The sequence below is a fragment of the Campylobacter sp. VBCF_01 NA2 genome (genome assembly GCF_027797205.1).
Lineage (GTDB): Bacteria > Campylobacterota > Campylobacteria > Campylobacterales > Campylobacteraceae > Campylobacter_B.
Window position 1 is genome coordinate 340,311 of record NZ_CP115607.1, and the last position, 26,507, is coordinate 366,817.

At 35.2% G+C, this 26,507-nt stretch carries 36 protein-coding genes and 1 tRNA gene; 18 read left to right on the forward strand and 19 right to left on the reverse strand.

Annotated features, from left to right (window positions below):
- Positions 1-30 precede the first annotated feature (30 nt).
- Genes PF027_RS01865 through PF027_RS01895 form a run of 7 tightly spaced genes read left to right on the forward strand, consistent with a single transcriptional unit; the run spans position 31 to position 5,439 of the window.
- Entirely contained in the window at positions 31-519 is a 489-nt protein-coding gene (locus tag PF027_RS01865) for a tRNA (cytidine(34)-2'-O)-methyltransferase (protein ID WP_270873560.1), read from the forward strand.
- On the forward strand, positions 507-1,853 hold the full coding sequence (locus tag PF027_RS01870; RefSeq protein ID WP_270877312.1) for an endonuclease/exonuclease/phosphatase family protein: 1,347 nt from the start codon (positions 507-509) through the stop codon (positions 1,851-1,853). Before PF027_RS01865 ends, PF027_RS01870 begins: the two co-directional genes overlap by 13 nt.
- Positions 1,850-1,984: a hypothetical protein gene (locus tag PF027_RS01875; protein WP_270858223.1), complete on the forward strand. Its 135-nt coding sequence runs from the start codon at positions 1,850-1,852 to the stop codon at positions 1,982-1,984. The genes PF027_RS01870 and PF027_RS01875 overlap by 4 nt, the downstream gene beginning before the upstream one ends.
- Positions 1,968-3,989, forward strand: coding sequence for a glycine--tRNA ligase subunit beta (glyS, locus tag PF027_RS01880; RefSeq protein WP_270877313.1), 2,022 nt, complete (start codon positions 1,968-1,970; stop codon positions 3,987-3,989). The genes PF027_RS01875 and glyS overlap by 17 nt, the downstream gene beginning before the upstream one ends.
- Before the next feature lie 9 nt (positions 3,990-3,998).
- Entirely contained in the window at positions 3,999-4,391 is a 393-nt protein-coding gene (locus tag PF027_RS01885) for a DUF4878 domain-containing protein (protein ID WP_270858221.1), read from the forward strand.
- A gap of 16 nt (positions 4,392-4,407) precedes the next feature.
- On the forward strand, positions 4,408-4,797 hold the full coding sequence (locus tag PF027_RS01890) for a DUF4878 domain-containing protein (protein ID WP_270870992.1): 390 nt from the start codon (positions 4,408-4,410) through the stop codon (positions 4,795-4,797).
- Between the two features lie 3 nt (positions 4,798-4,800).
- Positions 4,801-5,439 carry a YiiX/YebB-like N1pC/P60 family cysteine hydrolase gene (locus PF027_RS01895; protein WP_270872247.1) on the forward strand — a complete coding sequence of 213 codons (639 nt, stop codon included), beginning with the start codon at positions 4,801-4,803 and terminating at the stop codon, positions 5,437-5,439.
- 148 nt (positions 5,440-5,587) lie between these two features.
- On the opposite strand, the gene PF027_RS01900 is transcribed toward PF027_RS01895, so the two are convergent.
- The 4 genes from PF027_RS01900 to PF027_RS01915 form a co-directional block, all read right to left on the reverse strand.
- On the reverse strand, positions 5,588-6,637 hold the full coding sequence (locus PF027_RS01900; protein WP_270858218.1) for a cytochrome-c peroxidase: 1,050 nt from the start codon (positions 6,635-6,637) through the stop codon (positions 5,588-5,590).
- 177 nt (positions 6,638-6,814) lie between these two features.
- Complete coding sequence (locus PF027_RS01905; RefSeq protein ID WP_270872248.1) at positions 6,815-7,534, reverse strand: metallophosphoesterase family protein; 720 nt, start codon at positions 7,532-7,534, stop codon at positions 6,815-6,817.
- Between the two features lie 769 nt (positions 7,535-8,303).
- Positions 8,304-8,741 carry an ATP-binding protein gene (locus tag PF027_RS01910; RefSeq protein WP_270873555.1) on the reverse strand — a complete coding sequence of 146 codons (438 nt, stop codon included), beginning with the start codon at positions 8,739-8,741 and terminating at the stop codon, positions 8,304-8,306.
- Between the two features lie 37 nt (positions 8,742-8,778).
- Positions 8,779-9,276, reverse strand: coding sequence for a hypothetical protein (locus PF027_RS01915; RefSeq protein WP_270872250.1), 498 nt, complete (start codon positions 9,274-9,276; stop codon positions 8,779-8,781).
- 259 nt (positions 9,277-9,535) lie between these two features.
- Between PF027_RS01915 and PF027_RS01920 the strand changes: the two genes are divergently transcribed.
- The 9 genes from PF027_RS01920 to PF027_RS01960 all read left to right on the forward strand — a co-directional run bounded on the left by PF027_RS01920 (position 9,536) and on the right by PF027_RS01960 (position 13,734).
- Positions 9,536-10,357 carry a hypothetical protein gene (locus PF027_RS01920; protein WP_270877314.1) on the forward strand — a complete coding sequence of 274 codons (822 nt, stop codon included), beginning with the start codon at positions 9,536-9,538 and terminating at the stop codon, positions 10,355-10,357.
- A gap of 74 nt (positions 10,358-10,431) precedes the next feature.
- The gene (locus PF027_RS01925) at positions 10,432-10,644 is read left to right on the forward strand and encodes a hypothetical protein (protein WP_270872252.1); all 213 of its coding nucleotides are present in this window, start codon (positions 10,432-10,434) and stop codon (positions 10,642-10,644) included.
- A 279-nt stretch (positions 10,645-10,923) separates the two neighbouring features.
- Positions 10,924-11,163 carry a P-loop NTPase fold protein gene (locus PF027_RS01930; RefSeq protein ID WP_270872253.1) on the forward strand — a complete coding sequence of 80 codons (240 nt, stop codon included), beginning with the start codon at positions 10,924-10,926 and terminating at the stop codon, positions 11,161-11,163.
- 3 nt (positions 11,164-11,166) lie between these two features.
- Entirely contained in the window at positions 11,167-11,325 is a 159-nt protein-coding gene (locus PF027_RS01935) for a type II toxin-antitoxin system HicB family antitoxin (RefSeq protein ID WP_270872254.1), read from the forward strand.
- 3 nt (positions 11,326-11,328) lie between these two features.
- A complete protein-coding gene (locus PF027_RS01940; protein ID WP_270872255.1) occupies positions 11,329-11,604 on the forward strand; it encodes a hypothetical protein in 276 nt (91 codons plus the stop codon).
- 6 nt (positions 11,605-11,610) lie between these two features.
- Positions 11,611-11,832, forward strand: coding sequence for a hypothetical protein (locus tag PF027_RS01945; protein ID WP_270872256.1), 222 nt, complete (start codon positions 11,611-11,613; stop codon positions 11,830-11,832).
- Between the two features lies 1 nt (position 11,833).
- Entirely contained in the window at positions 11,834-12,862 is a 1,029-nt protein-coding gene (locus tag PF027_RS01950; RefSeq protein ID WP_270872257.1) for a HipA domain-containing protein, read from the forward strand.
- 48 nt (positions 12,863-12,910) lie between these two features.
- Entirely contained in the window at positions 12,911-13,132 is a 222-nt protein-coding gene (locus tag PF027_RS01955) for a hypothetical protein (protein ID WP_270872258.1), read from the forward strand.
- A 44-nt stretch (positions 13,133-13,176) separates the two neighbouring features.
- Entirely contained in the window at positions 13,177-13,734 is a 558-nt protein-coding gene (locus PF027_RS01960) for a hypothetical protein (protein ID WP_270872259.1), read from the forward strand.
- Positions 13,735-14,443: 709 nt separating this feature from the next.
- Here PF027_RS01960 and PF027_RS01965 read toward each other — a convergent pair.
- The 12 genes from PF027_RS01965 to PF027_RS02020 form a co-directional block, all read right to left on the reverse strand.
- A complete protein-coding gene (locus tag PF027_RS01965; protein ID WP_270872260.1) occupies positions 14,444-14,632 on the reverse strand; it encodes a hypothetical protein in 189 nt (62 codons plus the stop codon).
- Positions 14,633-14,889: 257 nt separating this feature from the next.
- Entirely contained in the window at positions 14,890-16,395 is a 1,506-nt protein-coding gene (gene mobP1 / locus PF027_RS01970) for a MobP1 family relaxase (protein ID WP_270872261.1), read from the reverse strand.
- Between the two features lie 12 nt (positions 16,396-16,407).
- Positions 16,408-16,962 carry a hypothetical protein gene (locus PF027_RS01975; protein ID WP_270877315.1) on the reverse strand — a complete coding sequence of 185 codons (555 nt, stop codon included), beginning with the start codon at positions 16,960-16,962 and terminating at the stop codon, positions 16,408-16,410.
- A 383-nt stretch (positions 16,963-17,345) separates the two neighbouring features.
- Positions 17,346-18,380, reverse strand: coding sequence for an AAA family ATPase (locus tag PF027_RS01980; RefSeq protein ID WP_270872263.1), 1,035 nt, complete (start codon positions 18,378-18,380; stop codon positions 17,346-17,348).
- 1 nt (position 18,381) lies between these two features.
- Entirely contained in the window at positions 18,382-18,627 is a 246-nt protein-coding gene (locus PF027_RS01985) for a hypothetical protein (RefSeq protein WP_270872264.1), read from the reverse strand.
- A gap of 95 nt (positions 18,628-18,722) precedes the next feature.
- The gene (locus PF027_RS01990) at positions 18,723-19,148 is read right to left on the reverse strand and encodes a hypothetical protein (protein WP_270872265.1); all 426 of its coding nucleotides are present in this window, start codon (positions 19,146-19,148) and stop codon (positions 18,723-18,725) included.
- 106 nt (positions 19,149-19,254) lie between these two features.
- The gene (locus PF027_RS01995; RefSeq protein WP_270872266.1) at positions 19,255-19,539 is read right to left on the reverse strand and encodes a type II toxin-antitoxin system RelE/ParE family toxin; all 285 of its coding nucleotides are present in this window, start codon (positions 19,537-19,539) and stop codon (positions 19,255-19,257) included.
- A complete protein-coding gene (locus tag PF027_RS02000) occupies positions 19,530-19,745 on the reverse strand; it encodes a hypothetical protein (protein WP_270872267.1) in 216 nt (71 codons plus the stop codon). The genes PF027_RS01995 and PF027_RS02000 overlap by 10 nt, the downstream gene beginning before the upstream one ends.
- A gap of 459 nt (positions 19,746-20,204) precedes the next feature.
- Entirely contained in the window at positions 20,205-20,402 is a 198-nt protein-coding gene (locus PF027_RS02005; protein WP_270872268.1) for a type II toxin-antitoxin system RelB/DinJ family antitoxin, read from the reverse strand.
- A 71-nt stretch (positions 20,403-20,473) separates the two neighbouring features.
- Positions 20,474-21,733 (reverse strand): tyrosine-type recombinase/integrase, encoded by a 1,260-nt coding sequence (locus tag PF027_RS02010; RefSeq protein WP_270872269.1) that lies wholly within the window; start codon positions 21,731-21,733, stop codon positions 20,474-20,476.
- Positions 21,734-21,938: 205 nt separating this feature from the next.
- Positions 21,939-22,014 (reverse strand) — tRNA-Lys (locus PF027_RS02015).
- 161 nt (positions 22,015-22,175) lie between these two features.
- The gene (locus PF027_RS02020) at positions 22,176-22,985 is read right to left on the reverse strand and encodes a lipid-binding SYLF domain-containing protein (protein ID WP_270862005.1); all 810 of its coding nucleotides are present in this window, start codon (positions 22,983-22,985) and stop codon (positions 22,176-22,178) included.
- A gap of 110 nt (positions 22,986-23,095) precedes the next feature.
- On the opposite strand from PF027_RS02020, the gene PF027_RS02025 reads away from it, so the two are divergent.
- Entirely contained in the window at positions 23,096-23,908 is an 813-nt protein-coding gene (locus tag PF027_RS02025; RefSeq protein WP_270865123.1) for a M23 family metallopeptidase, read from the forward strand.
- The gene (locus PF027_RS02030; RefSeq protein ID WP_270872270.1) at positions 23,901-24,779 is read left to right on the forward strand and encodes a hypothetical protein; all 879 of its coding nucleotides are present in this window, start codon (positions 23,901-23,903) and stop codon (positions 24,777-24,779) included. Before PF027_RS02025 ends, PF027_RS02030 begins: the two co-directional genes overlap by 8 nt.
- Positions 24,780-24,805: 26 nt before the next feature.
- Here the strand turns inward: PF027_RS02030 and PF027_RS02035 are convergent, their stop codons facing one another.
- The 3 genes from PF027_RS02035 to PF027_RS02045 are packed head-to-tail and all read right to left on the reverse strand — an operon-like array spanning position 24,806 to position 26,495.
- Entirely contained in the window at positions 24,806-25,405 is a 600-nt protein-coding gene (locus tag PF027_RS02035; RefSeq protein WP_270872271.1) for a LysE family translocator, read from the reverse strand.
- A 35-nt stretch (positions 25,406-25,440) separates the two neighbouring features.
- Complete coding sequence (locus PF027_RS02040; protein WP_270858212.1) at positions 25,441-25,644, reverse strand: hypothetical protein; 204 nt, start codon at positions 25,642-25,644, stop codon at positions 25,441-25,443.
- The gene (locus tag PF027_RS02045) at positions 25,644-26,495 is read right to left on the reverse strand and encodes a class 1 fructose-bisphosphatase (protein ID WP_270877316.1); all 852 of its coding nucleotides are present in this window, start codon (positions 26,493-26,495) and stop codon (positions 25,644-25,646) included. Before PF027_RS02045 ends, PF027_RS02040 begins: the two co-directional genes overlap by 1 nt.
- Positions 26,496-26,507 lie beyond the last annotated feature (12 nt).

The following is a 26,507-nucleotide window of genomic DNA, read 5'->3' on the forward strand; positions in this document are numbered from 1 at the left end:
TCAGTTTAAATTTTGATTTTAAGAGAGTATATGTTTAATATCGTTTTAGTAAATCCCGAAATCCACACAAACACAGGCTCGATTGGGCGCATGTGTGTGAATTGTGGCAGTAGATTGCACCTAATCAAACCGCTTGGTTTTGTTATCGATGACAAGCATTTGCGTAGAGCTGGCCTTGATTACTGGGCGAATTTGGATTTGAGAATTTGGGAGAGCTGGGACGAATTTTACGCGGCAAACGAGGCACACAAAGAGCGATTTTTCTTCGCTACGACCAAGACAAACAAGCTGTATTACGAGGCAAAATTTCAAAAAAATGATTTTATATTTTTTGGCGCAGAGGGGCATGGTTTGCCACTTGATATAATGAGAATAAATCGTGAAAATTGTATAACAATTCCCATGACTGCGCTTGGGCGAAGTCTAAATTTGGCCACGAGCGTGGGCATTATCACATACGAGGCGATTCGCCAAAATTTGGGCGAATTTGATTTTAGGAGCGAGATTTGCGAATTTTAGCCCTTCTTTTCGTCGCACTCGCACTCTTTGGCGCAGAGCTGAAAATCGCCACTTACAATGTCGAAAACCTCTTTGACGGCGAAAACAACGGCAACGAATACGAGGATTTCCGCCTAGAATCAGGCAAATGGAACAAGACAAAATATAAAGAAAAATTAAATAAAATTGCGGGCGAAATTTTAGAGATAAACGCCGATATAATCGCACTTCAAGAGATTGAAAACGAAGGCGTTTTAAAAGCTTTGGCAAACAAAACGCAGTATAAATTTTATAAATTTTCAAACCCCAAATCAGCCCCAGCTGGCGTGGCGGTGCTATCAAAAATCCCGATAATTTCGAGCGAGTATTACCGTATGAGTAGCGTCAAAACTCGTGATATTTTAAGAGCGGATTTCGAGTTTGAAGGGGCGAGATTTAGCGTCTATGCCCTGCACATGCTTTCTGCACGCAATCCTATCGGGGATAGAAAAAAGAGTTTTGATTTTTTAGCAAGTGTCATAAAAAACAAAAAAAATAGCGTGATTTTGGGCGATTTTAACACCGGCATTGGCAAAAATTCGCTTTTAAACGAAATTTTGGGCGAGGGTAAATTTGTCGATTTGTGGAGCGATAATGTCTGTTTCGCAAATAAACTAATCGCGTGCAAATCTCACGATAGCGGGGCTTTGCTAGATCATATTTTACTTAGCGATGATTTTTTTGGCAAGGCAAAATTTGGTTATAAAAAAGGCTCGTTTAAGGCCGAAAGCGTGGCACAAAGCTCCGATCATATCGCGCTTAGCTTTGTTTTAAGCAGTGAAAAAATTTCGCCAAACAAACCCAAAAATTTAGCCGTGCAAAACCCAAATTTAGAGTTAAAAGAGGCGCAAATTTCTGAAATTTACGGCGATGTAAATTCTGCCCCATTTATCCTAAAAAACGCAGTCGTAACCTACACTGACAAGCACGGAAGCGCGATTTCGCAAGGTAGCAAGGGCGTGTTTGTGTATGGGCTAAGTGGCGTTAGCGTGGGCGATAGGCTAGATCTTGCCGTGCAAAAAGCTAAAATTTATAGGAAAAAATTCGAGCTTAGCGAGGCAAAAATCCTCAAAAACCACGGAAATATCGGCAGTATCGAAAAATACACGCTAAAAGAGATTAACTATCACACCCTCTCTCCGGGCGATGTCGTAGCGCAAATTTGGGGCGATGTGACGGACGGGCAAATCGTGGTAAATGGGCGAAAATATAAAATTTATTCCAAAAAAGGCAAAATCAAAAATCAAAAAAACGCAAAATTTAACAATGCGTATTTTACGATTTATGATGAGCAAAAGGAGTTTATAGTTCAATGATACATCTGCTTATGATGACCGCATTTGTGCTGTTTATGGCGTTTTTGGTCATCGGGTTTAACAAACAAATGATAGAAAAAAATAATAAACGAAATCAAGAAAAGGAAGAAAAAAATGAAATTACTTATTGAAATTGGAGTCGAAGAACTCCCAGCAATCCCGTTTTTGAAGGAATACAAAAACATTGCGCCAAAATGGAGTGCGGTTTTGGAAAAATACCGCTTGAAAAGCGAATTTAGCTTCGAATTTACCCCTCGCAGATTTGTCATCTGCCACGAAAATTTCGCTAGCACACAAAGCGATAGCCTCATTGTCCAAACTGGCGCGCCAAAATCAGTTGCCCTAAAAGATGGCGCATGGAGCAAGGCTGCGCTAAGCTTTGCTAGCAAATGCGGAATTAGCGAGAGCGAATTGAAATTCAGAGAAATCGACGGCAAAGAGGTGCTATATTTCGAGAGCGTGCAAAAAGGCGAGCCTAGCAAAAGCGTGCTAGGTGCGATGATTGAGGAGTTTTTGGGTAGTTTAAATTTCGGTAGAGCTATGCGCTGGGGCGAGGGCAAATTCGAGTTTATCCGCCCGCTTCGAAGTGTGGCTTGCTTGCTAGGAAATGATAGCGTGGAGTTTGAAATTTATGGCGCAAAAAGCGAGCTAGCGTTTTTCCCACACAGAAGCTTTGGTTATGAAAAGGTCAAATTTACTAGCGCAGAGGAATACTTTGCGCTTTTGGAAAAATACGGCGTGATTTTAAGCGCACAAAAACGCAAAGAAAAAATCCTAGCCGAATTTAAAGAAATCGAGAGCGCAAATGGCGTTACAATCGAAATCGACAAGGATTTGCTAAGCGAGGTTGTCGCCATTACCGAGCACCCAACCGCGCTACTTGGCAGTTTCGAGGCTGAATTTTTGGCAGTGCCAAAAGAGGTAATCATCACTTCGATGAAGGAAAATCAACGCTATTTTCCAGTTTTCAAAAATGGCAAGCTAAGTAATCATTTCGTCGTCGCAAGCAATGCAATCACCGATGATAACAGCCTAATCGTGCGTGGAAACGAGAAGGTTTTGCGAGCAAGACTGAGCGATGCGATGTTTTTTTGGCAAAGCGATCTAAAATCAGGGTTAAATCCAGAAAAACTAAAAAGCGTTTCGTATCTAAGCGGGCTTGGCTCGATTTATGATAAGCAAGTCCGCGAAATCTCTGTCGCAAAAGAGATTGCTAAATTTTGGGATAAAGAGCTAAGAGCCGAGTTTGGTGGGGATTACACTGGCGCGCTAGAAGAGGCGATAATGCTTAGCAAGGCGGATTTGGTTAGCACTATGGTGGGCGAATTCAGCGAGCTTCAAGGCATTATGGGAAGCTACTACGCCGCGCATGCGGGCAAAAACGAGCTAATCTCGCGCGCGATTTATGAGCAATACCTGCCAAATTCCGAGGACAGCGAGCTTCCTACTGGCGTGTTTTCGTCACTCGTGGGGGTTGCTACGAAATTTGAAAGCCTAGCAGGTCTATTTAGCATAAATAAAATTCCAAGTGGAAACAAAGACCCTTACGCACTGCGCCGCGCGGCCGCTGGAATTATCAAAATCGTGCAAAATTTGGGGCTAAATTTGGATATTAAGGCGTTAGTTGAAAATGTAGCGGTGCAATATCCGGGATTAGATAGTAATAAATTGCTTGATTTTATCAAAGATAGACTTTATGCTATTTATGATACTAATCCGTCGATTATACAGGCTTGTTTAAATAGTGGAAAAAACGATATAAAAGCTCTTGGTAGTGCGATTATGGCACTTGATAAAATTTCAAAAGATGAGAAATTTAAGGATAATTTCGACACCTTCAAACGCCTATCAAATATCATAAAAGATGAAAAAATCGGTGCTGTCGATGAAGCGCTTTTCCAAAACGAAGCTGAGGGCGAGCTAAATTCGGCGTTTAAGGCGATTAGCGTGAGCCAAAACGAGCCTGAGGCTTACCTAAATGCGCTTTTTGGATTGAAAGATAAAATCGATATGTTTTTTGAAAAAGTAATGATAAATGTAGATGACAAGGCTGTCAGGGCAAACCGCATTGCAAATGTGGGTCAAATTTACAATGCGTTCAAAAAAATCGCAGATATCAAAGAAATCAGTTTTTAAGGAGAGAGTATGAAGAAACTAATTTTAGCGTTTTTTGCTATGTTTTTTCTAATCGGTTGTGGTGGCGGTAGTGTCGATGATACGGTAAAGGGCTTTTTGGAAGCAGGGTATGCTGGCGATACAAAAACAGCCGCAAGCCTTATTTATCTTAGCAAAGAAGATATGCAAGATGAAAGTGTCAAGCCTGCATTAGAGGGCAAAGTGGGTATGTTGGTAGGCGAGGCTATGCAAGTAGCCAAAAAACATAACGGTCTAAAATCGATTGAAATCGTAGATAAAAATCTCGGCGAGGATGTCGGCACGGTGAAAGTGCGGATAGTTTTTAAAGATGGCAAAACGATAGATGATATGATGAAAGTGCGCAAAAATCACAAAGGCGAGTGGAAGGTGAATATTTTCTAAATTTTAAGGAGTAGCGATGAAAAGGTTATTTTCAGCGATTATAATGATAGTTTTTGTGGGTTGTGGCGAAGGTCCTGAGGAAGTGGTAAAAAGCTATGTCGATTCGGTAGGGTGCAAAGGAGATATCGAAAAAGGCGCGAGCCTAGTGTATCTAAGTGAAAGCCAAATGAAAGATGAAGCCACAAAGCGCAAGGTAGAGAGCAAGCTAGACTCGATGTCAGGCACTACCACAAGAGACGCTATGAGGCGCGGAGGGTGCAAAACAATCGAAATCACCGATAAAAATATCGGCAAAGACGCTGGCAGAATGAAGGTCAAAATCACCTTTGGCGACGGCACTACCGAAGAACTTGACGCCAGGGTGCGCAAAAATCATCAAGGCGATTGGAAGGTAGTATGGCGATAGTTTATGAAATTTAAAATTTCGCTTTTTATTTTTTTGGGATTTGCGCTTTTTTTGGCGGTGCAAATCCCGCAAATCCGCCAAAATTTACCGCAATTTTTCCAAGACAAAAATTTAAAATTTCAAACCCTAAATTTGCAAAATTTAACAAATTTGCCAAATTTAGCGCCCGGCGATCTGGTTTTTCGCCTAGGCGATGAGTTTGATAGCGCGCTAATCGCGCAAATGAGCGAGTGGAAGTATTCGCATGTGGGGGTAGTGATAGATACTGCGCCGACGCGAATCCTGCACGCAATCAGCGATGAGCGATACGCTCAAAACAGCGTCGTGATAAGCTCGCTAGATGAGTTTGTATATCGTGCGCGTAAATTTGGCGTAGCAAGGATAAATTTTTTAAGCGCACAAGAGAAGCGAAATTTGATAAATTCGCTAAATTTGCGCGTGGGTGAGGAGTTTGTTTTGGCAAAATCGACTGAGCCAAATTTATATTGCACCACGCTAATCGAGCATGAAATCGCGCAAATTTATCCAAATTTCGCCCCCGCTTACACCTATATTGACGCGCCGTTTTTTCGTGGTGAGTATCTATTCCCGCGCGCACTTGCTGAATTTAATGGCACCGAAATGATTTACGAGAGCGAGTGAAATTTCGCCATGAATTTAGCTGTGAAATTTAGCAAGTAAAATTTAGCAAGTGAAATTTAGCTGTGAAATTTAGTGAGAAAATTTGAGCATAAAAAAAGCTTGCCAAATTTGGCAAGCTTTGTGTGTCCGACGAGAATTTTATAAAACCTTAGTAATCTAACTCTGGTTTTGGAGTAGCATCTGTTCTAGCTGGCAATACTGGGTATTTTAGAGCTGCATCAGGTAGTTTTCCGCTTAGAGCGTTGAAGAAAGTAACGATTTTGTTTGCTTCATCATCGCTGATTTCGATACCAAGTTGAACGCTACCCATTGCTTTAACAGCGTCTTTTAGTGACCAGATTGCGCCATTGTGGAAATATGGAGCTGTATCAACAATATTTCTTAGAACTGGTGCTTTAACCATACCGTTAGCATCGCCTTTGAAATCGCCAACATTAGCGAATTCGTATTTGCCTGCTACTTCGAACGGTTGCATTGTGCCGCCTAGGTTGATTCCATTGTGGCAAGATACACAACCTTTATCGATAAATGTTTTTAGACCCTCTTTTTCGGCGTCAGTTAGGGCTTTTGAGTCGCCGTTTAAGAACTCATCATATCTTGATGGAGTTACAAGTGTTCTTTCGAAAATTCCTACTGTTGTAGCGAATAGATCGAAAGTGATTTTTGTATCTTTGCCATAAGCATCTTGGAATTCTTTAACATAGCCAGGGATTGAGTTAAGTAGTTTTTCTACGCTCTCAGGAGTTGCAGCCATTTCAGGAGCAGCTGTTGCTGGACCTGCTGCTTGCTCAGCTAGGTGAGCTGCACGACCATCCCAGAATTGCGCTGAGTTGAACACTGAGTTTAGTGTTGTAGGCGCATTGATATGGTGTGGGTTTGGAGTCCATTTGTGACCTGTTGAAGCTGGAACGCCGTCAGTTCCGCCGATTGCTAGGTTGTGGCAGGTATTACAGCTGATGATTCCACTTCTTGAAATTCTTGGGTCAAAATATAATTTTTTACCAAGTTCAACTCTTTTGTCGGTTGTTGGGAAATCTTTTGCATCTGGTGCTGCACTCTCTGCAAGTTTTGCGATTTCAGCAGCAGTTTTAGGTAGTGCTTGTAAGCCACTATCTTTTGCAAGTTTTGCCAAATCGTCAGCTGCGAATACTGAGCTAGCAACAACTACTGAACTAAGTAATAAAAACTTAACTTTCATTTTCCTCTCCTTTAAAAAAATGTAAATGGATTTTAAAATTTATTAAATAAAAAGTTACTTAAAAATTTAAGCGAAATAATAAAAATTCTTAAAAAAAAAAAAGATATAATTTATCGCAAAAAGGTGCTAGAACATAAAAAAATTACAAAATTTTATTAATTTAAGTTTTTTTTAAATTTAAAGCCGAATTTCTTCGATTTCTTGATAAATCACCCGAAATTTATCGTCAATTTTAAAATCCTCGTGAAAATGCCCAAAATACCACTTTTTGAACTGGGTTTTGTCGTAAAAATCCTGCAAAATTTTCGAATTTACATCATCAATTTTCGCCGCCATTGATAGTTTTATCACGCGCGGTATGACAAATCTGGGGCAGGTGTGCGTGATGATGATATCGACATTAAAGCCGTGTTTTGCGAGGTTTGCGTTCGCTTCGCAGATATCGGCCTGGCTTATCATTTCGCCCTCCCACCACGAAAAGCCAAGCTCTCGTCTATCTCGGTCGATACTAAGCGCGCCACCCATGGTGAAAATTTTGCGCCCTGCGATCTCATAGACTTGCCCCCTCATTAAATGATACACGCTTTGCGAAATTTTATGCACTTTACCGCCAGCAAATTCGCTGATTTCATAGGCGTTTAATCGGTCGAAATTTTCATGGTTGCCGTCGATGAAAAGCGTGGTAAATTTACGCTCATTGAAGTATTTTAGCCACTGCTCCTCGCGCGCGTCGCTTTGAAACATATTCCAAACAAAGCCAAAATCCCCAGCGATGATTAAAAAATCATCTTTGCAAAGCGCACTTTCGAATTTTTCGAACTTTTTAAATCGCGCCATTTCGCCGCTAAACCCGCGCCAGCCGCCGTGTGTATCGCCTGTGATAAAAATTCTATTCATTGCTTGCCTTTTTAAATTTTTGTTTGATTTTTGCTTTTGCGATATTTATTTTATGTGCAAAATCCAAAATTTATGGAATTTTCGTTATGTTTTAAATTTTGTATTTACCAAAATACTGACCCAAAAAACGATTACAACTATAAAATTGAAATTTTTGTATTTTATCGGAAACGAAATAAAGCTCAAAGGAAAATTTGGTGGTGTCCCGTGCAGGCTTCGAATTATACCTTTGAATATCCATAAAATAGGGATTTTATTATTTTATATTTTTATAAACTTACCTTATTACTTACTATAACTATGAAAATTATTAGAAAATATGTAAATTTTAAAATGGAGAAGTGTAGCATATTTTTCCTTTTACAGAATAAAATTTTGTTTAAGTTTCGAATAAAAAGTATAGAAACCTTAAATGCAAATTTTTAGTAGTTTTTGCTTAATTAAAACTTAAAAATACAATTTTAGCGATATTGCTACGATTTTTAATGCCTTTAAAATCGTATGAAGCCCCTTAAAATGGGAATTTTAGTCTTTTTTAGCCTTTACGGTTTTAAAATGGATTAAAATCGTAGGAAAGCCCTTAAAATGGGAGTTTCAGCACCTCACGATTTTAATGCCTTTAAAATCGTATGAAGCCCATTAAAATGGGGCTTTGTGCGTAGTGGTATGTCTGTGTGCGTGTGCGTATATGAAAAAAATGGTTTAAGGAAAGAGAAAACTTAAAATATAGTTGCGTTTTAGAATAGGGCTGTTATATCCTAAATTCTATTTACTGCCATTTTTGTTTTTGTGATTTTTTGGCTTTCATTTCTTCTTTGAGTTGATAAGCCAAAATTCTCTTAACTGCTACAAAATCAACTTCATCAAGCAAATTTTCATCTTTTAATTCCGCTTCTGCTTCTGCAATTTCTTTTCCAAGCTCATCAAATTTGCTATCATTTATTAGCATAGTTGCATATTCGCCAACTAATGCAGGATTGAATTGTGGCTCTAATTTATTGTATTTCAAATTTTCTTTTTGATATTCAACAATAAAATCTTGTAATTTTTTGGCAAATGTTGTTTTGCCAACACCAGCAGAGCCGTAAATATTTATCATAAGTCTATTTTTTGGATTACCTTTTTGAAGTTCTTGTGGTATAATTTCGGTATCGGCAGTTGCTGAAAGTGCATTTGCACCAAATGAATTAACTTCATTACCGCCCATCAAAGCTTGACTTTGAGTGTGAAGAGAGCGGACGGCTTCACCAGCAATTGCCTTTTTGAAGTTCTTGTGGTATAATTTCGGTATTGCCGTTCTTGTTGGTTGAAGATGTGATACCTGTAAAAGCTTTCTGTGGCGAGTATGACTCGAAGTTTGGAGAACGGTATAATAAATCTTTCTCATCTAATTTTTTCAATTTATTTTCTAGCAATAATTCTAATGTTCTTTTTAATTGTTCGCTTATTTTATCCTTTGAAACTGCGTTTCTAATTCCAGCTTCCGTATAGCCTATTTGTTCTGCAAGTTCTTTATAATTCATACCTAGCTTTTTGGATATTTTTTTAACTGGATTTACATATTCAAAATACAATTTTTTTAAATTTTGCATTGTAAATACAATTCTATCTACCCATTTTTTATCTTGATTTAGCATACCCCTAGCTTGGATATATTCGATAAAATCATCATATTTATCAAAATCGAAATTTTGCTCTTTTAAAAATTTATCTATGATTTTTTTGTCTTTTTCGTTTATCATTGCTTGCCTTTATTAAATTTTGCGTTATTTTAGAATATTTTTCTTTATTACCGATTTGGGGGTTTTGCTCTAAACTTTATCTAAAAATAAAATATCATTTAAGAGTTCTAAAAAATATAAAAGACAATCGTAAAGTAATAGTTAAAAAAGTGGTAATATTAAAATAATTTAGTTTATATTAACTTAATAGATTTTATATTAAGTTAATATTTAGTTTATTTGATTATAATAGGCAAAAATTTAAAACAAGGAGAACACGATGTTTCAAATAATCAATCCGAACACGGAAGAATTAACTCCACTGAATACGGAAGAGATAACGACACAGATTTGGGAGTTCATACAATATCCACAAAATCACAAAATACTTCCGATATTGACAAAGGGGCTGTTTTTGGAGATGATGAACAAACCATTACTAACGGCAATACCATTGGAGGACAATGAAATCGAGGAGGAGTGGATACCCGAACTGATACTGAAAAAAGTGTTGGAAGTTCAGGAGGAATTGAACAACCTGCCACAGGAACAATTAACGGAACAACGGATTTTGAAAGCGAAAGTGGAGATAGGCAAGTATATAGCACGACACAGAATAAATTATATAATGGCTCATCATCTCAAACCACAATGTATGCTGGGACTGGAAACAGCTTTGGAGGGGATATGGGTCAGGCAGGAAGCCGAACTCAGGGAGATACTACCGATAGAGATAGTGGAACTAACGAGGGACACTTCACTTCCGCAAGTGGGAGAGCTGGGCAGATGGGTGTATCGAGTGGGAATACTATGGAATTGGGCGATGCAACTCAAAACGATGGGTATGCTACAAGACCTACAAGCGAGAAATCCATATTTCAGTCAGAGCCTATCGGAGAAACTAGCACAAGCTCTACAATGGCAGGAACTCAGGGAGATGGAAATTCTAACACTTCCACAAGCCAAAACGATGAGAGAAATGGGGAACACGGACTTGGAGATATTCAAAGCGATGGGGTTGAGTATATACAAGGAGTATCTAACAATGCCACAAGCAGTGTATCCGATGAGCGAAATCGAAGCGAGGGCGTTTCACTACTAAATGAAAATGGAGCTGATAATAGTGTCAGCTCCGAAATTGAGTTGATATAGAAATTTTATTTGAAAGGATTAAAAATGTTAAGCAAAGAACAATTAGAAATGTTTGAAAAGGTTAGTATCCATATGACAAAAATGGAAAATGACCCAGAGTATCGCAAGAAAATCGAAAAAGAACTTTATCGTGGCGCACCTGATGAATTATTAGATGAGCTTGAAAAAGAAATTGCAGAACAAGAAGAGTTGGAATATGAGAAAAATTCAGTTAGTAAGCAAAATAAAGAGAATTGATTTTAGCTCAAATTCTTGGCTAAATGAAGTTTAAGAAAAAGCAATAACCAAAAATCTCTAAATCTAAATTTGTTGAGTTTTCCTTGCAATTAGTCGCCTCCATATTAAATTACGATATTTTATATTTACTTAATATAATTAATTATAAAATATTTAAAGAATTTGATTTATAAAAATAGCATTAATCAATAAAAGCAAATAATGAATTGGTTGTAGTAGATTAATATAAAAAGTTTTTAGTGAAATCAAAAATTTTAAATTTAATAAAAGGATAAGGCGATGCAAAACAATATAGCCGAAGAAGTAGTCGCAACAAATACTTCCGAAAATGCTGATAAAACGACTGAAAAAGAGGCAAAAAAGTATAAACGCAAAACAATCCAAGTCAGCGTTTATTTGCAACCAAATGAAATAGAATATTTGGATAAAATGTGCCATACACATTTTTTGACACGACCGACATATTTGCGAAAACTGCTTGTCGAAGATATTCATAAAAATACAAATGAAAGGATATAGGCTATGATTTTACAAGCAATTATTGAAAAAGATGAATACGGCTATTTTGCTTATGTTCCACAACTTCAAGGTTGCGTATCGCAGGGCAATACCTACGAAGAAGCATTAAGCAATATTAGGGAAGCTATGGAGCTTTATTTAGAGAGCTTACAAAAAGAATAAACGATGCAAATCACACTTCTGATACAAAACGGCAATCAAAGTATTTTTAATGCTTTGAAGGCATTTTTAAAAACATACCCTGAATTGAATTTTAAAATTGAAAAAATCAATTCGCCAAAAACCTCTAACGGCTACACAAAAGAATTCGAAGCTAAAATTTTAAAGGAAAATGAAGCCACAATGAAAGCATATAAATCAGGTAAAATAAAGAGCTATTTAAACGCCAATGTAATGCATGAAGATATTTTTGCTATAAATAAAAATAATAAAATGGAGTAAAATAAAATGTTACATGATAACGATGATTTGATTTTAGACGAAAGGACTTTGCCGTTATATTTACAGCAAGATATACAAGCTTATAAAGCTTGTATAGAAGCAAACGATAAATTACATTTAGACCTTTATTGGGGTGAATTATATGGATCTATAAATTCGGCTCAATATGGATATGAAATTTCAAAAGAAATTGCAGATTATTTAAGAAAAAAATATTTAGGAATTTAAAATGTGTAATGAGATTGATTTTACAACTTGTAAGAGAAATGTGAGAGTATTCAATGGGGGTAATGGTTCAAAAATCGGAATTATATATAACAATGAAAATTATTTACTAAAATTTCCGCCACAAGGAAAAGATACAACAGAATTATCTTATACAAATAGTTGTTTCAGCGAAGATATTAGTTGTAAAATTTTTAAAACATTGGGGCTTAATTCGCAAGATACAATGTTAGGTAAATATAAAGATAAAATTGTAGTAGCTTGTAAAGATTTTACCGAAATAGATTATAAATTATATGATTTTGCAAGTTTAAAAAATACAATAATAGATAGCGTAAATAATGGGTATGGAACAGAATTAAAAGATATTTTAATCACTATTGAAAGCCAAGAAATTTTTCAAATAGATAAACAAGAATTAAAAGATTTTTTTTGGAATATGTTTATTGCCGATAGTTTATTAGGTAACTTTGATAGGCACAATGGAAATTGGGGATTTTTGATTAATGAAAAAACAGGAGAACATAAAATCGCACCTATTTACGATTGTGGTTCTTGTTTATTTCCACAAGCCGATGAAAAAATGATGTCTGCAATATTAACAAATCCCAAAGAATTAGAAATGCGAATATATACATTTCCAAATTCTGCCATAAAAGAAAATAATGTCAAAATTCGACCATATCATTTTTTAACAAATACTAACAATATGGATTGTTTAAAAGCTTTACAGAGAATTACACCAAAGATAGATTTAGCAAAAATAAATTCGATTATTGACAACACACCATATATTTCTAATTTGCATAAAGATTGTTTAAAAATAATCATTAAAGAAAGAAAAGAAAAAATTTTAGATTATGCGTTGAATTTGGCATACGAAAAAGGCAAATTAACAAAAGAACAATTAAAAGAAAAAGCAGAAAACAATCAAGTGAGTGTTGCGAGTGTTCTATCAGAAGCTCAAATGGTAGCGAAAAAGCTAAAAATTGGTAAAAAAATTAGTAGTAAGAGCAAAGAAATAGATTTTTAAGTATATTTTCTATTAGCTGAAATTAAAAAATTAAATGGAGCAAAATCAATGGATAACAATATAACTTTTGAGAGTGTTAAAAGCTACATAGAAACAATGCCAGTAGATGTGAAATACTACATAATAATCGCTTGTATTCTTTTGGTTGTTTTTGTGATTATGTTTATAAGAAACAGAAAATATTATAAGTTAGTAAAAGAATATAATCTTTTGATGTTGGAACGAAATGAGCTAGAAAGACAAATAGTTCAGAAAGTTAAAAAACTTTAATTTAAGTATATTTTTTTGTAGATAGAATTCATAAAGGATTTACTATGTGGCTAATTAGTTTAATTTTATGGTTGCTTCCGATTTCTATTTTGATTGATTATGATTATTTAGAGTTTAAAAATAAAGCAGAAGAGCGTTTAGCTATCTATGTTCCTATTATTTTTGTTCTCTATTTAATTTTTAATGAATTTTATAAGTGTTTAGCTAAAACAAATTTTGAAATATCATCTGTGTGGATATTTTTATTAGATTTATTTTTCCACGAAATTTTTGTAGTCGGATTAGGTTTAATGGTTATGATGTTTTTATATATAAAAATATTTAAATATGTCGTGCGACTTTTGCGTTCTGTATTACACGAATTTATCTATGTTTTTATGGATTTTGTTTTTATGCAAGACCACGAAGATTTTGTGAAAAAAGGCGAGTATTATGCTTGGACGGAATATTTAACGCAAAATAAAGTAAGCGAAGCACAATTTAGCAAAATAGCACCATTTGAAACTTTGAAAGATTTTGAGAATTGGGCAAATGCAACAAACAATGAAAATGTTCAAAGAGTTTATAATGAGATAATGAAAAAGCAAAAAGGTGAAAAATAAAAACAAAAAACCTTTTTAAAATATATATATTATTTTTAAAGTTTTATATACCTAACGGCTCTATGGAATTTAGATAATCTCCATACCATTGCATAAGCTTCTTTAATGCTCTATTTGCGCTCTTTTTGCACATAGGCATTTTTGCTAGACACTTGACAATAATAGAATAAATAGCAATTTTATATCGCTATTTTGGGCTTTGTGGATTAATTATAATGAAAAAGAAAGCAGAAAATATATTAGGTGGTGTCCCTGGCGAACTCGATAATATACTTATAAAATACCGATAAAATCAATATTTTAATGTGTTATTGCTTTTATATTTTACCTAATAGCTAAAATTTAGCCATAAACTTGCATTAGAACACACAATTCCATAAACTATTTCTTTATTATCTAATCTCTATGCTTAATTTTTTCCCTAAAACACTAGTCGCACTTTGCAAAGTTTGCAAAGTCAAGGAAGTATTTGTGGTATAATTTCGGTATCGGCAACAGATGAAATGTTCTTTTGAACCAGTCGTCCGTCAAGACTTTGGGCTTGATTGTAGGGGGTGTGGGCGTCCCTACCATCTGTTGTCATTTCTTGTTTTTGTGATTTTTTTGGCTTTCATTTTGGCTTGGATCTGATATGCCAAAACTCTTTTGACTGCCACAAAATCAACTTCATCAAGCAAATTTTCATCTTTTAAAAAATCTTCAAATGAATTTAGTGCTTCTTTTTTTCATCTTTTTTTTCGCTTTCAGAAATTCTTTTTTTAATTCTATTTAATAACCAGCTTGGAGCACCTTTATAAAGTTCTTTTTCGATTTCTTTGCAATATTCAGGGTCGTTTTCCATTTTTGTCATATGGGCACTAGCCTTTTCAAACATTTCTAATTGTTCTTTGCTTAACATTTTTTATCCTTTCTTTTATAAAATGAATTGTAGTATAACATAACTTACCTTATTTTAATATAAAATAAGGTAAGTTAATACAAATTATATTTTAATATTCAATGCCACTACCACTAATTCTATCTGTATCGGTTTTTTAGTTGTAGTTGTTTTGTTGAGTTCCTCCTTTCTTAATTTTAAATTTGTTTTTATTTCTCTTTTACAGATATTTGGGGCTTCTCCCCAAAGAATTTTCTTGTAAAAGGGAAAAAATGTTTTTACACTCTACTAAATCCACGACTTTTGTTTGGTGGCTCTTTCTTTTTACCCATTTTTTTAGCAACTTCCATCATTTCTTTGTGTAAGTCTAATGCTCCCAAGACTTCTGCTTTTTCTGTGCTTAATAGCTCTGTTAGCTTTCTAGTATCATCAAAGTTCTTTGGTTGGTTTGCTACATAGTTTTTATGCTGTGTTGGGGTAAAGAAAATATATTTGCTTTGACCACTCTTTCTGTTTTCTCTCTCTTTGAAGTGTGTGTATTCTCCGTTTTCTTTTTCTTGGTTGATTTTTTCTTGGTCATTTAAAGGCGTTTCTTTTGCGTTTTCTTGCGTTTTAACGCTTTGGGTGTCTTTTATCGTTTTTTTGTTTTGCGTTGAAATTTCAGCCACTAATTGCTCGTTATTAGGTTTTGAAATTTCATTTTGTGGTGAAATTTCAGGTGCGTCTATAATCTTATAATCATTTGGCGTAAAATGTTTGAGTGGATTTAGCACCTTTTCGGCTCTGTTTTCAATTGAAGCGTCCCAAGTCTTTTTATAAAATGTCTTTTCTATGTATTGATTTTTTCGTTTGTCGAATTTTCTTATAGTTTTTGGAGTTTCATCTACGATTGCAAATCGCACATATTCGCCCTTTTGGATATTGTTTTGTTCTATAACTCGCTCTAAATCATCAGCCCAAATGTCAATCTCTTTGCCTTTGCTTGTGCGATAACGCACAAAAAAGCTCTCTTGGTTGTCTTGGTTAAATTTATACGGAGCTTTTCCGAAATCCACAACTTCATAATGGTGTGGTTTGTGTTTTGTGGTATCGTAATAGTAATTTTCGATAACTTTGCCTTTTTTCTTTGTGGCTACTGCTTCTACGCCCAAATCTCTTAAATTTTCGGCAAATTTCTCTCTCATTTTTTGCAAATCTGCGTTGTGGGGATTTATTCTATCGCCCCATATATCTTTGACTTTTAATACCAAATGGCAATGTGGATTGTCTGTATTTGTATGCACTGCAACGGCATAGTGGTTATTTGGATACATTTCGCTTATAGTTTTCATCGCACTTGCTTTGATTTTACTTGGTGGTGCATACTGAGCATCTTTCATCGAAAATACGATATGCAAGGCTTCTCTTTTTTCTTTTTGATTGTTTTTTTCAAGGTCGTTTTGTGTAGGGATTTCATAATATTTGTTGAAACTATCGGTTGCTTTTTTCAATTCGCCTTTGCCAAATACTTCAAAATCGCTTGTCATTATCTCTTCGCCGTGGCGTGAAATATAGTTAAGATGAGCCCTTAATCCATTGAGGGTTGTATTCGAACCTGTGATTTTAACCACAACTTCTTTTTGTGGCTCTTGCAAAAAGCTAGGTTTGCTGCTTTGTGTTATTGTTCGATTTTTGTATTTACCTAGCTTGTTTTTATATGCGTATGAGCTTTTAGACTTTTTGTCTAATGCAGTCCAAACCTTTTTGGCTTTCCACTCATCATCAAATACTTTTTTCTTGCGCATTATTTTGCCTTTTTAGAATTTATCTCTCAACTTCGCTCGGTAATCTGTAACCAAATCATTGATGGTTTTGATTTGAGTGTTTATGTCTGTAAGTAATCTCTCTAATCCATTGTAATTTATATTCAAATTAAATGGGTTGTGTGTTCTTAAATATCTTATAATTTCGCTTATGTTGCGACCTAAAATATTTAAATCATTTGTTGCTTTTGTCAGCTCTTTCATCTCTATGTTGTTGAATACTTTTTCATTGCCATAAATGAAATTTAGAAGTAGAAATTTTATCTCTTTGGTTGCTGATGAAAAACCATTTTTTTCTGCTTGATTTTGTAAAAATTTATATTCTTGCTGTGGTATAAAAAATCGAATTTCGACACTATCTTTTGCCATAGACATTGGCTGTATTTTTTCGGAATTTTTGTCAGATTTTTTATCAATAAATTTAAATAATGCAACATTAACTATATCGGAAAATGTCTGATTTGTGTTTTGGATTTTTTCGTTTATTTGTTCCAAAAGCGTATCATCAATTCTCACACCTTTAAATGTTTTTTTACCCATTTTTTTCATTATCCTTTCTATCATTTTTCTCAAACAAGAGCGTCGCAGACACTGCCTTTTAATCCGATTAATGTAAAACATTTAGGAGTTTTGTTGTTAAACAAAACGGATAAATGTGTTTAACATTTCGGATTAGATTGTTAAACATTTTCCATTTTGTTGTTAAACAAAATGGATAAATCTGTTTAACAAATCGGATTAAAAAGGCGTAATCCTGCATTATTATTATTTTTAAATAACTTAGAAATAGATACATTTCACATTTGAAATACAATATCTATTTCCCTTTACTGATAAATCTTTTTTCAATCGGTGAATTTCAGTTGGCAAAAATTCATCAGTAAAGGGAAAGAGTTTTTACTAGCTCTTTCGCCTTAGATTTGTGATTAAATTTACAATGGACTATAATAACTTTTGATAATGCAGCCATTGTTATTTTCTTTTTCGATTTTAAAGTAAATTCCGTTGTATTTAGCAAGTAAATTCCACAAGCTATTAAGCCCTAAAATTTCTACTTGATTTTCACTTGCGATTGCGTTAATTTTCTTTGCAAGAAGCGATTGTTGAATTCTACCTTTTTTGATGACTTCTCTTGCAATTGCAAGAGTGTGTCTTTCTTTTTGATTTAATCCATAAAGGAGAAAATCCGAAATTTCTACCGAGTGAGTTTGTGTATCTATGATAAAAGCATAAGACTTGATTTTATATCTTGGTTTTTGTGGTTCGAGCGTAAAAATAATTTTATTTTTACCGATTTCATACTCATCGGTTTTGTTATCTAAAAAATAAGAAGCGTCTGGCGTTTCAGTAAAACCAGTTGAGCCTTTTGCGATTTTGTTATTTTCATCTCCGTATTGTTTGGGTTGGTGGTGTAAAAAAATAATAGTGGCATTTTTGGCTCTTAATGTTTTTAAATTTGATAAAAAATCATTTACCTCTTTATCTGATTGCATATTGATATTCATAAAATCTCTAATGCTATCAAAGACTAGCAAGGTATCTGATAAATCATCGGCTCTTTGTGCGAAATCTTTCACGAAATCATATTTCGATTTTTTATCGGCTTGATTTTCGAAAATTTGTAAATGAAATTTTTGTAGATGATTTTGCATAATCTCATATGTCTTTCTATCTGCATAGACTATCTCTGTATTATCGGCATCGAGATAATAAATTTCTTTAACCTTGTCGTTATCTAGCAAAAATTTACACAGATAAAGCGCAAGAATACTTTTGCCAGTTCCTGGTTTGCCATAAATATTGATTATGGTTTTTTTGGGTATAAAATTTGGTATCAACCACTCTACTTTTTTATTTTTTAGCTCATCTATATTTACAGAATTCGAAAATTCAGCTATAATTTCCTTTGCTTTATTTTTACAATTTTCCCCCACGCTCTGTGGGGGTTGGGTTGTTTTATCTTTCATTTTATTTTCCTTTGCGAAGACCTGTCTTTTGTGTGTCTAGTTTCAAAAGCCACTCATCAATTTTTGCTTTGTTGTATAACACTCGATTTCCTACTCTTGTAAAAGGGATAGGCGGAATATGTTTTGCGTTTTCGGGTTCGTAGTTTATGCGCATACGCAACTTGCATTGATGCTTTACGCTTATGTGATACTGCTCTTGTAGTTGTTGTGGGGTAAGCCAGTCGTTTTGCGAGGTGTTAGTTTCCATAATTATCCTTTCTTTTTTAAATTTGGATAATTATAGATTTTTTTTAATAAAATGTCAAATAAAAAATCGTTTTTTATTATAATATTTTTTATTATCTATATTTTTTTAACAAAATCTAGTAAAAATATCTTTAATTTTTCAATTTCATATTCTCTTTCTTTCTCTCTTTCCTTTAACTCATAATTTTCTAGCAATAATTCTAATGTTCTTTTTAATTGTTCGCTTATTTTATCCTTTGAAACTGCGTTTCTAATTCCAGCTTCCGTATAGCCTATTTGTTCTGCAAGTTCTTTATAATTCATACCTAGCTTTTTGGATATTTTTTTAACTGGATTTACATATTCAAAATACAATTTTTTTAAATTTTGCATTGTAAATACAATTCTATCTACCCATTTTTTATCTTGATTTAGCATACCCCTAGCTTGGATATATTCGATAAAATCATCATATTTATCAAAATCGAAATTTTGCTCTTTTAAAAATTTATCTATGATTTTTTTGTCTTTTTCGTTTATCATTGCGTTGTCCTTAATTTTCGATTATTTTAACATAAATTATTTTTAATTTCTTTTTAATAAGATTTTTTTATCCTATAAAAGAAAAATGAAATTTAAGGCTTAAAGTTTAGTTCGTTGCTTTCCATAAATTTGATTTGTAAATGCCTAGAAGCAATATTTCGGTATCATTAACGAAATATGGTATGACATATTTTTTATAGATAAAATCCCTTGCTTTATCATCATCGAAACTTACAGATTTTCTAAAAGCAAAAGGCTGTTGGGCTATGATTTGCAAATTTTGCAGAAGTTCGGTCTGAAATTCTATGGCTTTACTGATACTATCTTGTGCGATGAAGTCGGAAATTTGATTTAACTCATCTACAAAACGCTCTGATTGTATTATTCGCATTTGATATATTTCCAACCGCTACCAAGCGTTGAAGTCTTTAAAATGCCGTTTTTATAGGCTTTTAAATCGGATTTATAATTTTGCATTTTTTCATCAAATTCGCTAGGTTCTGCATTGTCTAACTTAAAATCAATATTTAGTGATTGAATTAATTTTATGATTTGTTTCATTTTGCTTTCACTGGCTCTGATAGTCAAAGTTTGCATTGTTTTCCTTTTGAATTTTTTGTGATTATATCTAAAATATTTTAACTTTTGCACTTTTTTGGCAAAACACGCCAAATTTGCGTTTTAAGCGTTTTAAAGTGTTAGGTGGTATGAAATATCGAAAATTTGTTTCAAAGCGAAATTTGAGTGATTTTTTCCTTTTACTGATGGGGTTTGGGGCAAAGCCCCAAGTTAAATTTGGTAAAAGTTCAAAACTGCTTCGCAGTTTTGATTTACCGATTGTATTTTTTTGATTTTAAGAATTTAAAACAACGCATTATTTTTTTGATATTTTTTTAAAAATATATAGTTCTCCCCTCCCTTTCTCTCTATTAAGGGTTAGAGCTTGGATTTTTTGACAAAAGAATTTTCCTAATGATATACCCTTAAAATTAATAAATATTTAATAAGAGTGTATCTATAAAAGAAAAAGCCCTATTATAGAGCTGTCAATACTTTTTAAGCTTCATCATTTGGTATATGCGAAATCGTGCTAGATTTTCTCTTGGTTCGCAGTTTAAAGGGTATGCCGTTATAAAGTATAACTTGCTTAAAAAACGCATTTGTAGCCGAACTAATCGTAAGTCCTAACTCGCTAAAAATTTTCTCTACTTCTTTCTTGTCTTGGTCATTGACCTTAATGCTGACATTTGCCATTTGTAATCCTTTTCATTGATAAAGTATGGCTATTATACTACTTTTTAATGAATTTATTCTGTAAAAGAAAATTATATCCCTAATGGCTCTATGGAATTTAGGTAGTCGCCATACCATTGCATAAGCTTCTTTAAATGCTCTATTTGCGCTCTTTTTCGCACATAGGCATTTTTGATTTGGTTTTTCTCTTTGTGAGATAAGGCAACTTCTGGTGCTTGATATGGTAAGCCCATTGTTATCAATTCGGCTGAATTTAACTCACAAATAGTGTCAAATGTGCTTCTAAATCCGTGTGAAGTAGTTCTTTTAAACCATTTTCTTTTGCCCCCTAGATTGATGATAGCTATTCTTAATCCATTGGTTGTAATATGGGTTAGCTCCCCCTTTTCGTTTATACTAGGGAATACATACTCGAAATTTCCACTTAATAATTTTTGCTTTTTTAGAATTTTGATAGCATAGCTAGATAAGGCGACAATGTGTTCATCAATATCTGTTTTCATTTCTTCGCCTGGTATAGTCCAAATTCCATTTTCCAAATCTATATCAGCCCATTTTGCTTGTGCTGTATTTTTAGGGCGATTAGCGCAAAGCATTTGCAGATAAATGGCGTGTTTGCAATGAAATGTATTGTTGGGCTTCCACGCCTTTAAATCGCTTAAAAACTCTTTTATATCGCTTTCCTCTATGAGCGCAGCATAATGTGTTTCTTTTTGTTTTGCATATTGCTCTTGTAGTTTGTAGGCTGGATTATAGCTAATAACTCGTTCTAAAATCCCTATATCGAATATAGCATTTAACTCACGGCATAGCCTATTTTTATTATCGCCTATGCCTTCTTCGTTCATTTTATCTGTGATTTGTTTTAGCATCATAGGGTGTTTTTCTATCTCTCTAATATCAATGTTACCTAGACTTGGTGTAACCCATCTTTTATGGCGATTTTCTATGCGTTTGATTGTATCCTTTGATATGTTTTTTGCTCGTTTGACATTTAGAAATTTCTCTAAATATTTTTCATAGGTATATTTATCGTAATTATTAGTTTTTAGCTCAATGATTGTTTTACCACTAATTAGCTTTGCAAGTTTATCTCTTGCCTCTTTTCGTGCTTGTTCTACGCCGTATAAGCCTTTTTCATATTTGCCCAACTTTAACTGCTTTTTCTTGCCACTTTCAACACACCAAAGAAAAAATCTCTTTTCGCCATTAGGGTTAATGCGAATATAAAGTTGCGATGGCTCACCGACTTTTTTATAATACGCTTTATCGCTTGGTTGCAACTCTCTAATCATTTTATCTGTTAAATACGCTTCTGCTTTTCTTGGCATTGTGAAGTCCTTTGTTCGTAGAATTTGTAAAAATGTATCAAAACTTACTTATCAAATTTTAAACTTACTTTACAACTTACCATATAAAATTAAATAAATTATAAAAAAATTATGTTAAAAATAAATAAAAATGAAGTTCAGTTCCCTTGTTTTGGGATTTTCGGAATTAAAATTAAAATAAACGGAATTGATGTTATATGTATAGTGGTGTCCCGTGCAGGCTTCGAACCTGCGGCCCTCTGATTAAGAGTCAGATGCTCTACCAACTGAGCTAACGAGACACGAACTTGTATTTTATTCATATATATATAAAAAATAGGTTAAATTTGGCAGAATTTTCGAAAATTTGATTAAATTTAAATGATTTGTTATTGAGAGTGAAATTTCATAGATAAATTTAATGGATTTTAGGCTCCCTCAGCGAGAGCCTAAATTTGAGAAATTATTTTTTTGTTTGAGTTTTGCTTGCTTTTGCGCCTTTTTTGTAAGGGCGGTCAGAAACGATTGGTTTGCCATCAGCGTATTTTTTCTCTATTTTTGCAAACTCATAATTTGCGCCTACATTTTTAGCTGAGCGGACATTGCCCATTGTTAGGTATTTATAAAGAACATTTTTTAGGTTTTTAGTGTGTTCTGTATTGCGTGGTGAATCGTTTAAAATATCCTCGTAAGCGTAAATTCTCTCATAATAATCGTTTGTTAGTTGATCATCGATTGTGATACGACCGCTATCGATTGTTACGCCAGCATACAAGCCTGTTTGCTCACCTGGGGTTGCAATCCATGCTGAAATATCAGGTAAATCAGTAGCGCGACCAGCTTTCGCACCGTGTCCGCCAAATGCTGCACCAGCGCTTACTTCTAGTGTATCAGCACCTGTGAATACATCTTGGTAAGATTTAGTTGTGTGGAAAAGTAGCACAACATCGCTTGTCTCGTATCCTGCTTGGATACCTACACCAAAGCCTTTGTATTTGATGAAAATCGGAGCACTCCATGTGCCATCAGCATTTTTTACGCTAAAAATTCCATCGCCGTATTGGATAGAAGCGCCAGCTGCTAGGCGTTTGACATCTGTTAGGATCGCTACTGCTTTTGCGCCTTGTAGATATTTTTGATCTACATGGAAACCGCTAGATGCGCCAAATGATCTCATAACATTAGTCGCTGCGATGACTTCTTGATTTGCTACGACATCAGCGTGCAAAAAACTAGAAACTACAAATGAAGCAATTAATAAAAATTTTTTCATATGTTTAATCCTTTTAAAATAGAAATTTAGTTATTATAACAGCAATTTCATTTTTTTTAGCTAATTTTTAACAAAAAATTGATGAAAAATAACAAATTTTTGGGAAAATAATGAAAATTTTGGCGATTTTAGCATTATGCGCAGTTAAAATTTTTGCTTTATCGATAGTAAATGGTGAAGCAATTGTTTTGAAATTTAACAAAAACACGAGTGAAATTTTAGCAAATGGTAAAAAAATTCCCCTCGTAAATTCACTGGGTAGTGATGAAAAAATTGCAATTATCGCTGCAAATTACAGAGCCAAAAACGATATTAAACTCAAAATCACCCAAGATGGCAAAACCACAACCGAGATTATAAATTTAATCAAAGGCGATTACAAAAGCGAGGCATTTTCTGTCGCTCCGTCTAAGGTAAAACCGCCAAAAGAGGCCAAAGCTCGCATAGAGCGCGAACTAGCCGAAGCAAACAAAATTTACGCTAAAACTACGCCAAAAATTTTATTACAAAAACCTTTTTTATTACCTTCAAATGCTAAAATTACATCCGCATTTGGCAATGCGCGCACCTTTAATGGCGAGCTGAAAAGCTACCACTCAGGCACGGATTACCGCGCTGCTATGGGCACAGATGTGCATAGCGTGGGCGAGGGCGTGGTTGTGATAGCAAAGGACAGATATTACGCTGGTGGTTCTGTGGTGATAGATCATGGTGCTGGCGTGTATTCGCAGTATTATCATTTAAGTAAAATTTTGGTAAAAGTAGGTGATAAAATAGGCGGTGGCGACAAGCTAGGGCTAAGCGGTGCTAGCGGGCGCGTGAGTGGGCCGCATTTGCACTTTGGGATTGCTATAAATGGTGTGAGTGTGAATCCTTTGGATTTTATAAATAAATTTAATAAAGTGGTGTTTGAAAATGAGTGAAAACAAAAAATTAACCCCAAAAGAGTTGATAAAAGAGTTGATCGAAGGTAGCGAATATACGCTCAAAGACTCGGTAAAAGGGCGCGTGCGCATAGTAGGGCGAGATAAAAAAATCATAAATTTCCTCCCAAGACAATTTGGCGTAGAGAGTCTCAATGACAAAATGAGTCTAAGCCCAGAACAAATCGAAAAAATCAAGGCAAATTTCTTATCTATTTTGCGCGAGGGAGCAAAACCAGTCGCGAGCACTGGGATCACTGGCGAGGCTAGCATGGAGCAGGATTTGCAAAGCGCTACAAAAAAATCGGTCAAAAGCAAGCCGAAATTTAACCTAGCGTCTAAAAATAAAACCTTGCAAGAAATTTACGAGGGCTCGAAAACAGCTGCCGCTAAGTCGCAGAGCAAAAGTGCGCAGTATTTCACGCCAGTAGCCGTGCGCAAGAAAAACACAAAAATCCCGTGCAAGGTGAGAATTTCGTTTTTGCGCAAAAGTTGCAGTGACGAAAAATTAGGAATCCTAGCTAGGGTGAAAATTCCGCTTTTAATGGAAAATTTCGGACTAAACGATGTCATAAACTCATCTGAACACGCGCAAATGGCGAAAAAAATGGTTCGCACAATCGCGAATTTGTATGTCGCCAAAGATTTGCGTGGCGTGCGCATAGAAGGCCCTGTGTGCCTATCTATGGGCTTTAAAAGTCAAATGGCAGATATCAGCAACCACGCTTTTGTTTTCAAACTCATCGAGGATACTTTGGTAAATAACCGCGTCATCACAGACGATAACGCTAGCGTCGTCAAAGAGATAAAAATGTATAAACAAGACGAATTTGACGGCGTTTTGGTCGATATTTTAAAGACAGATAGATAATCGCTTCAAAATTTAATCGCTTAAATTTAAGCGATTAAATTTTTCACCACTCCCCAAAGAAGTTTTGCAGCATAAAACACCAAAATCGCCGTAGAAATGTAAGCAAACGCCCTAGCCACGCTATCTGGCAGGCGCGCTCTGTTTTTATAGATCACAAGCGGAAAAAGTGTAATCCACGATAAAATCGCTACAAAAAGTCCCAGCAACGAGAGAGCGAAATTTTCGCTACTTACGCTAGCAGAGACACTGAGCCAAAACATAATCACATAAGGATTTAGCAAATTTAGAAAAAAGCCTTTTGAGTAAATTTTGGCGTGAGAGCCAAGCTCAACGCTTTTGATTTCGGGTGTGTTGCGCGCGCTTTTGTAAATTCCGTAGGCAATATATGTCAAAAAACACGCCCCAAACACCGAAATAATCGCAAATACAAGCGGAATTTTGGCAAGTTGCGAAATCCCAAATGCGCTAAGGGCGAGATAAAGCATATCCGCACTCATCGCGCCAAGCCCCAAGCAAAGGGCTTTTGTATAGCTTTGCAGCGCATAAGACATAATCAAAACATTAATCGGACCGATTGGCACACTCACACCAAAGCCCATTAAAATGCCGTTTATAAAGGCGTTCATCAATTTCCTTTAAATTTTTAGTGTGAAATTAAAATTTAAAATTCAAAATCGCCAGTGCTACCTTTGGACATACTCTCAAACACGGCCTTGACATACTTATCGCGCGTTTGGCAGTCTAGGATTTTTTCGCACTGACTACAACTTTGCAAGCCATTTTGCGCTTGGCAATCTTGCAAAATGGCTAAATTTTTGTCTAAAATTTGCTCGAAAATATCGCGTTCTTGGTTATTTTCTGACATTATTTTTCGCTTTGATAAATTTCGTGCATTTTTGAAATTTCATATTTCGAGCCGAAAAAACACGGTGTGGTTTGGTGAATTTTTGAAATTTCAAGCTCTAAAAGCGAATTGTTTTTTCCGTCGCTAGTAGCGCCATTTGCGTGCTCATAGATATAGGCAAACGGCAACACTTCAAACGCCATGCGAAGCTTGCCTGCTGGGTGATCGCTCGTGGCTGGGTAGCTAAATAGCCCGCCACCTTTTAGCAAAATTTGGTGCAGGTCGCTGACCATGGCTCCTGAGTATCGGAGGCGATAACCCTCGTCAAATAGCGCTCTTACGAGCACTCTGTGCGTATCGCTCCAACCTTTTTGCGTCGCTCCCGTGGCGTTTAGTTTGCCTTTTTCGTTTAAAACTAACTCTTTTGCGAAGGCAAATTTGCCGTCCCTGCCAAGCCTGTATAGCTTCGGAGTGTCGCCTAAACATACGCAAAGCTCGATTCTAGGGCCATACACGCTATATACTGCTCCGCGCAATGAGCTTGGTGAAATTTCGCCCTCATAAATCGCAAAAATCGAGCCCACGGCGAAATTTACATCTACTAGGCTAGATCCGTCGAGCGGATCGTAAGCTACTATAAATTTGCCATTTTCATTAATGCTAAGCATTTCCTCTTTTTCTTCGCTAATTAGCGCCTTTACGCACTCTACGCCGCGAAATTCGCGCTCGATTATCATATCGCTTAGCACATCGAGTTTAAGCTGTGTATCTCCGGTGGAATTTTGCGTGCTAGCGTAGCCGAAATCAGCGTATTTTAGCTCTTCGCTGATTAAAACGGCGATTTTTTCTATTGTCTTTACGATTTCTTGCATACTCTCTCCTTT

Excerpts from the sequence above, each read along its gene's own strand:
- PF027_RS01865 (WP_270873560.1), top strand. The coding sequence starts at position 31 with ATGTTTAATATCGTTTTAGTAAATCCCGAAATCCACACAAACACAGGC.
- PF027_RS01875 (WP_270858223.1), top strand. The coding sequence starts at position 1,850 with ATGATACATCTGCTTATGATGACCGCATTTGTGCTGTTTATGGCGTTT.
- glyS (WP_270877313.1), top strand. The coding sequence starts at position 1,968 with ATGAAATTACTTATTGAAATTGGAGTCGAAGAACTCCCAGCAATCCCG.
- PF027_RS01885 (WP_270858221.1), top strand. The coding sequence starts at position 3,999 with ATGAAGAAACTAATTTTAGCGTTTTTTGCTATGTTTTTTCTAATCGGT.
- PF027_RS01890 (WP_270870992.1), top strand. The coding sequence starts at position 4,408 with ATGAAAAGGTTATTTTCAGCGATTATAATGATAGTTTTTGTGGGTTGT.
- PF027_RS01895 (WP_270872247.1), top strand. The coding sequence starts at position 4,801 with ATGAAATTTAAAATTTCGCTTTTTATTTTTTTGGGATTTGCGCTTTTT.
- PF027_RS01900 (WP_270858218.1), bottom strand. The coding sequence starts at position 6,637 with ATGAAAGTTAAGTTTTTATTACTTAGTTCAGTAGTTGTTGCTAGCTCA.
- PF027_RS01905 (WP_270872248.1), bottom strand. The coding sequence starts at position 7,534 with ATGAATAGAATTTTTATCACAGGCGATACACACGGCGGCTGGCGCGGG.
- PF027_RS01910 (WP_270873555.1), bottom strand. The coding sequence starts at position 8,741 with ATGGGCGGTAATGAAGTTAATTCATTTGGTGCAAATGCACTTTCAGCA.
- PF027_RS01915 (WP_270872250.1), bottom strand. The coding sequence starts at position 9,276 with ATGATAAACGAAAAAGACAAAAAAATCATAGATAAATTTTTAAAAGAG.
- PF027_RS01920 (WP_270877314.1), top strand. The coding sequence starts at position 9,536 with ATGTTTCAAATAATCAATCCGAACACGGAAGAATTAACTCCACTGAAT.
- PF027_RS01925 (WP_270872252.1), top strand. The coding sequence starts at position 10,432 with ATGTTAAGCAAAGAACAATTAGAAATGTTTGAAAAGGTTAGTATCCAT.
- PF027_RS01930 (WP_270872253.1), top strand. The coding sequence starts at position 10,924 with ATGCAAAACAATATAGCCGAAGAAGTAGTCGCAACAAATACTTCCGAA.
- PF027_RS01935 (WP_270872254.1), top strand. The coding sequence starts at position 11,167 with ATGATTTTACAAGCAATTATTGAAAAAGATGAATACGGCTATTTTGCT.
- PF027_RS01940 (WP_270872255.1), top strand. The coding sequence starts at position 11,329 with ATGCAAATCACACTTCTGATACAAAACGGCAATCAAAGTATTTTTAAT.
- PF027_RS01945 (WP_270872256.1), top strand. The coding sequence starts at position 11,611 with ATGTTACATGATAACGATGATTTGATTTTAGACGAAAGGACTTTGCCG.
- PF027_RS01950 (WP_270872257.1), top strand. The coding sequence starts at position 11,834 with ATGTGTAATGAGATTGATTTTACAACTTGTAAGAGAAATGTGAGAGTA.
- PF027_RS01955 (WP_270872258.1), top strand. The coding sequence starts at position 12,911 with ATGGATAACAATATAACTTTTGAGAGTGTTAAAAGCTACATAGAAACA.
- PF027_RS01960 (WP_270872259.1), top strand. The coding sequence starts at position 13,177 with ATGTGGCTAATTAGTTTAATTTTATGGTTGCTTCCGATTTCTATTTTG.
- PF027_RS01965 (WP_270872260.1), bottom strand. The coding sequence starts at position 14,632 with ATGTTAAGCAAAGAACAATTAGAAATGTTTGAAAAGGCTAGTGCCCAT.
- mobP1 (WP_270872261.1), bottom strand. The coding sequence starts at position 16,395 with ATGCGCAAGAAAAAAGTATTTGATGATGAGTGGAAAGCCAAAAAGGTT.
- PF027_RS01975 (WP_270877315.1), bottom strand. The coding sequence starts at position 16,962 with ATGAAAAAAATGGGTAAAAAAACATTTAAAGGTGTGAGAATTGATGAT.
- PF027_RS01980 (WP_270872263.1), bottom strand. The coding sequence starts at position 18,380 with ATGAAAGATAAAACAACCCAACCCCCACAGAGCGTGGGGGAAAATTGT.
- PF027_RS01985 (WP_270872264.1), bottom strand. The coding sequence starts at position 18,627 with ATGGAAACTAACACCTCGCAAAACGACTGGCTTACCCCACAACAACTA.
- PF027_RS01990 (WP_270872265.1), bottom strand. The coding sequence starts at position 19,148 with ATGATAAACGAAAAAGACAAAAAAATCATAGATAAATTTTTAAAAGAG.
- PF027_RS01995 (WP_270872266.1), bottom strand. The coding sequence starts at position 19,539 with ATGCGAATAATACAATCAGAGCGTTTTGTAGATGAGTTAAATCAAATT.
- PF027_RS02000 (WP_270872267.1), bottom strand. The coding sequence starts at position 19,745 with ATGCAAACTTTGACTATCAGAGCCAGTGAAAGCAAAATGAAACAAATC.
- PF027_RS02005 (WP_270872268.1), bottom strand. The coding sequence starts at position 20,402 with ATGGCAAATGTCAGCATTAAGGTCAATGACCAAGACAAGAAAGAAGTA.
- PF027_RS02010 (WP_270872269.1), bottom strand. The coding sequence starts at position 21,733 with ATGCCAAGAAAAGCAGAAGCGTATTTAACAGATAAAATGATTAGAGAG.
- PF027_RS02020 (WP_270862005.1), bottom strand. The coding sequence starts at position 22,985 with ATGAAAAAATTTTTATTAATTGCTTCATTTGTAGTTTCTAGTTTTTTG.
- PF027_RS02025 (WP_270865123.1), top strand. The coding sequence starts at position 23,096 with ATGAAAATTTTGGCGATTTTAGCATTATGCGCAGTTAAAATTTTTGCT.
- PF027_RS02030 (WP_270872270.1), top strand. The coding sequence starts at position 23,901 with ATGAGTGAAAACAAAAAATTAACCCCAAAAGAGTTGATAAAAGAGTTG.
- PF027_RS02035 (WP_270872271.1), bottom strand. The coding sequence starts at position 25,405 with ATGAACGCCTTTATAAACGGCATTTTAATGGGCTTTGGTGTGAGTGTG.
- PF027_RS02040 (WP_270858212.1), bottom strand. The coding sequence starts at position 25,644 with ATGTCAGAAAATAACCAAGAACGCGATATTTTCGAGCAAATTTTAGAC.
- PF027_RS02045 (WP_270877316.1), bottom strand. The coding sequence starts at position 26,495 with ATGCAAGAAATCGTAAAGACAATAGAAAAAATCGCCGTTTTAATCAGC.